Here is a 4,320-nt window from a genome sequence, read left to right as displayed (position 1 = left end):
AGGTGCCACGGGGCGAACGTGAAGTTGCTGCCCTTCAAGAGGTTGTCGTAGAGCCGGTACGCCTCCTCGTAATTGCCGATGGTGGCGAGCTTGTCCTCGTTGACGCGCCATCGGGTGGCCGGGTCGTCATGCAGGCGCGTGAGGCGCTTCTTCTGCGCCTCCTTCGTGACGTGCACGAAGAACTTGACCACAAGGTAACCGTCGTCGGCTAGCTGCCGCTCGAAATCGGACGCAGAGGTGAGGTAGCGGCGCAGCACGTCGATGTGGCGTTCGTCGCGCGCCTCGGCCATGGCGGCCGCGACGGCTTTCTGGCCCTTGCGCTTGGAGGCTTTCAGGGAGAGCTTGCCGAACTCGGTGTACAGCATGTGCTGAACGGCGGCGGTGTACCAGCCGCGGTCGAAGAACGAGATGGTGCCGCGCTGGCCCAGGCCCTTCCAGAACTCCTGCATCACGGGATAGAAGCCCGTTACGCCGCTCTTCGCGCCCGCGAACGCGCGGGCGGCTTTCACGTCGAGGTTTTCAGTGACGTACACGCTGGTGGCGCGCGCGTCGAGGTGGTACATGAGATCGGAGATGCGGCTGCCCTTGCCGGCGCCGTTCCATCCTTCGAACAGCACCACCAGGCCGACGCCCTGCACGCGCGCCTGCTGCTGCAGCACCACCAATCGCTCCATCAGCTCGTCCCGACGCGCCTTGTAGGCGTCCTTCGAGAGCGGTTCGCGTGAGAAATCGACGGTTTCCAGCATGGCGCTTCCTTTCCTTCGAGAAGCTCATGGTACCACAAGGATCGCGAAGAACCGGACCGCCATCCTGCAAGGGCCGGCCCATCGCCACCCGAACGAGCGAACCAGACCGTCGTCCCGAGCGCAGGCGATGAAAAGTAAAATCCAGCTTTCAGTTCGCGCTCGGCCTGGCCGCGACCGGCGCGGTTCACTACAATGAAGCGATGGAGCACATCGCGGATCGCCCCGGGCGAGCCGCTTGATTTCGGACGGACTATGCCATGCCCAACTACGCGGTGATCGACCTCGGGTCGAACTCGATACGCCTCGTCGTCTACGACGTGAAAGACGCGCATAAGCGCACGTGTACGAACAAAGATTTCAAGAGTCTCATAAACGACAAGGTGATGGCGGGCTTGTCGGCCTACGTCGTGGACGGGGTGTTCACCCAGGACGGCATCGACCGAGCCGTCAGCGTGCTGCGCGGACATGCGAAGCGCGCACGGTACTTCGATTGCGAGAAGATGGAGGTGTTCGCCACCGCGGTCATCCGCAACGCCTTGAACTGCGAGGAAGCCGTCGCGGCCATCGAGGAGGCAGCCGAGCTGCCCATCTCGCTGCTGTCGGCTACCGACGAGGCGCACCTGGGCTTCGTCGGCGCCACCTGCGACCGCGCAGTAGAGCGGGGCACGCTCGTCGACATCGGCGGCGGCTCGACCGAGCTCACACGCATCGAAAGCAGCCTCGATTTCGACAACGCGAGCATCGGGCAAGGGTCGTTGTCATCGTTCGCCCAGCACGTACGCGCTATCCTGCCGACCCCCGGCGAGATGGACGCCATAGCCGAAGCGTTCCGCAAGCGCTTCGCCGGTCTGCCCGACCCCGACGCGTACCGCTCGGAAGCGCTGTACGGCATCGGCGGAAGCGTGCGCGCGGCCGCCAAGATGCATGCTCAAGCCACCGGCGCGGCCGTACGTCCGAAAACCATGACGAAACAGCAAATTCATGCGATACTTGCATGGTGCCGCACCGATCCCGACACGTTCGCGCACGCCGCGCTCAAGGCTTCGGCCGAGCGCGTGCACACGCTGGTACCGGGCTGCATCATCCTCGGCGAGCTGTTCGACGCATGCGGAGCCGAGCGTCTGGACGTATGCAAGTACGGCGTGCGCGAAGGGTACCTGATCGACCGCATGCTGCGGTAGCGGCGCGCAGGAAGCGAACGTTTACGGGAAGGGGACGTTCATGGACACAGCCAAGAAATCCACGACCAGCACCGCCGAGACTCCTGCCGGCCAAGCGCCGGACGCTCTCGCGGAAACGAGCGCGGACGAGATGCGCGCGTCAATCGACGAGGTCGAGGGCGCAAACCCCTCCGTCGAGGGCGAGCCGAGCAAAGAATCCTACTTGCAGAACCGAGAGCTGTCATGGCTCACGTTCAACGAGCGCGTACTCGACCAGGGAGCCGACGAGACGGTGCCGCTGCTCGAGCGCCTGAACTTCATCTCCATCTTCTGGAGCAACCTCCAGGAGTTCTTCATGGTGCGCGTCGGCAGCCTGACCGACCTGTCGTTAGTGAAGAAGCACATCATCGACTCGAAGTCCGGCATGACGCCCGCCGAGCAGCTCGATGCCATCTACGCGCGCTGCCACGAGCTGTACCCCATCCAGGAACGCACCTACGAAAGCGTGCGGAAACAGCTGTGCGCGCGCGGCGTGTGCAGCCTGCGCCCCGAAGACCTCGACGACGAGCAGCGCGCCTTCCTGTCCGATTACGTGCACAAGAACGTGATGCCGTTCCTGTCGCCGCAGATCATCAACTCGCGCCATCCCTTCCCTCACTTGGAGAACGGCGCGCTGTACGTGGTACTGCGCCTCAACGAGGAGCCGGGCGCGAAGAAGAAGGCGGCGAAGACCAAGGACGGCGAAAAGGCGCCCAAGGAGGAGAAGGGGAAGAACCTCGGAGCCGAGGGCGTGACGCTGGGCCTCGTCCCCATGCCGCGCCAATGCCAGCGCGTGATCGCGCTGCCGGGCGAAGGACTGCAGTTCATCCTGCTGGAGCACGCCATCGAGATGGTGGCGAGCGAGATATTCTCCATGTACGCCATCAAGCACACGAACGTCATCTGCGTCACCCGCAACGCCGACCTCGACGCCACCGAAGGCACCGACGAGAGCGACGAGGACTATCGCGAGCACATGAAGCGCATCTTGAAGAAGCGCTCGCGCCTGGCGCCGGTACGCCTCGAAAGCGAACGGCCGCTGTCGCCCACCCTGGAGAAGCTGCTGCTCAAGCGCCTGAACCTCAAGCCGCACCAAGCTTACGTCACGAAGGTGCCGCTCGACATGAGCTATACGTGGGGCCTGGCCGGCCATCTGCCCGAGGCCGCGCGCGCGGAGCTGACGAACGTACCGTTCACGCCGCAGTGGCCCGGCTGCCTCGACCGCAACCGTCGCATCATCGACCAGGTGGCCGAGAAGGAAGTGCTGCTATCGTACCCGTACGAGAGCATGGACGCCTTCGTGCAGCTTCTGCGCGAGGCTGCGAACGACCCCACCGTCATCTCCATCAAGATCACGCTGTACCGCCTGGCCAGCCAATCGCATCTAGCCGAGGCGCTCATCGCGGCAGCCGAGAACGGCAAGGAGGTGACCGCGCTGTTCGAGCTGCGCGCCCGCTTCGACGAGAGCAACAACATCGAATGGTCGCAGCGCTTCGAACAGGCGGGATGCAACGTCATCTACGGCTTCCGCGACTTCAAGGTGCACTCGAAGATATGCTGCATCACGCGTCAAACCGACCAGGGGCTGCAGCACATCACCCAGCTGGGCACCGGCAACTACAACGAGAAGACGGCGAAGCTGTACACCGATCTGTCGTTCATCACCACCGACGAGACGTTCGGGCGAGACGCAACCGAGTTCTTCCGCAACATGGGGCTCGAGAACACCTCCGACAACTACGACATCATGTGGGTGGCGCCGTTGCAGATCAAGCCGATGATCCTCGCTGGGATCGACGCGCAGATCGAACGCAAGAAAGCCGGCGAGCCGTGCGGGCTGTTCTTCAAAACGAACTCCATCACCGACAAGGACGTGATCGAGAAGATCGTGGAGGCGTCGCAGGCCGGCGTGAACGTGACGCTGTTCGTGCGCGGCATCTCGTGCATCGTGCCGGGGCTGGAAGGCTACACCGAGCACGTGCGCGTCGTGTCCATCGTGGGGCGCCTGCTGGAGCACAGCCGCATCTACGGCTTCGGCCCGCGCGACAATATGAAGGTGTACCTGTCTAGCGCCGACCTCATGACGCGCAACATGGACAAGCGCATCGAGATAGCCTGGCCCGTCCTCGACAGCGAACTGCGCGAGCAGATCCTCGGATACCTCGACGTGAGCCTGAGCGACACCGCCAAACTGCGTGAGCTCATGCCCGATGGCAGCTACACGCCGCTCGGCGCGTTCGCGAAAGAAGACGCCGACGGCGAGACCGTGCTGTTCGAATCGCAGGAGTTCTTCATCAAGCGCGCGCAGCAGCGCCGCCTGGAAGCAGCCGAGGACGAAGCGGCGCGCGATGCTGCTCGGCGACGCTCGGCCCAGC

At 63.9% G+C, this 4,320-nt stretch carries 3 protein-coding genes; 2 read left to right on the top strand and 1 reads right to left on the bottom strand.

Going from position 1 to position 4,320, the window contains the following annotated elements:
• The coding region (locus tag ACMO6A_RS03955; protein WP_418470813.1) for a polyphosphate kinase 2 family protein at positions 1–746 on the bottom strand (746 nt) is incomplete at its 3' end.
• A gap of 257 nt (positions 747–1,003) precedes the next feature.
• On the opposite strand from ACMO6A_RS03955, the gene ACMO6A_RS03950 reads away from it, so the two are divergent.
• Together ACMO6A_RS03950 and ppk1 are read left to right on the top strand one after the other, a co-directional pair.
• Entirely contained in the window at positions 1,004–1,927 is a 924-nt protein-coding gene (locus ACMO6A_RS03950) for an exopolyphosphatase (protein WP_009306445.1), read from the top strand.
• Positions 1,928–1,967: 40 nt separating this feature from the next.
• A partial coding sequence (gene ppk1, locus ACMO6A_RS03945) for a polyphosphate kinase 1 (RefSeq protein ID WP_418470812.1) occupies positions 1,968–4,320 on the top strand: 2,353 nt, incomplete at its 3' end.

The organism is Eggerthella sp., from assembly GCF_048329335.1.
Taxonomy (GTDB): Bacteria; Actinomycetota; Coriobacteriia; order Coriobacteriales; family Eggerthellaceae; genus Eggerthella; species Eggerthella lenta.
This window is presented reverse-complemented; position numbering and strand designations above follow the sequence as displayed.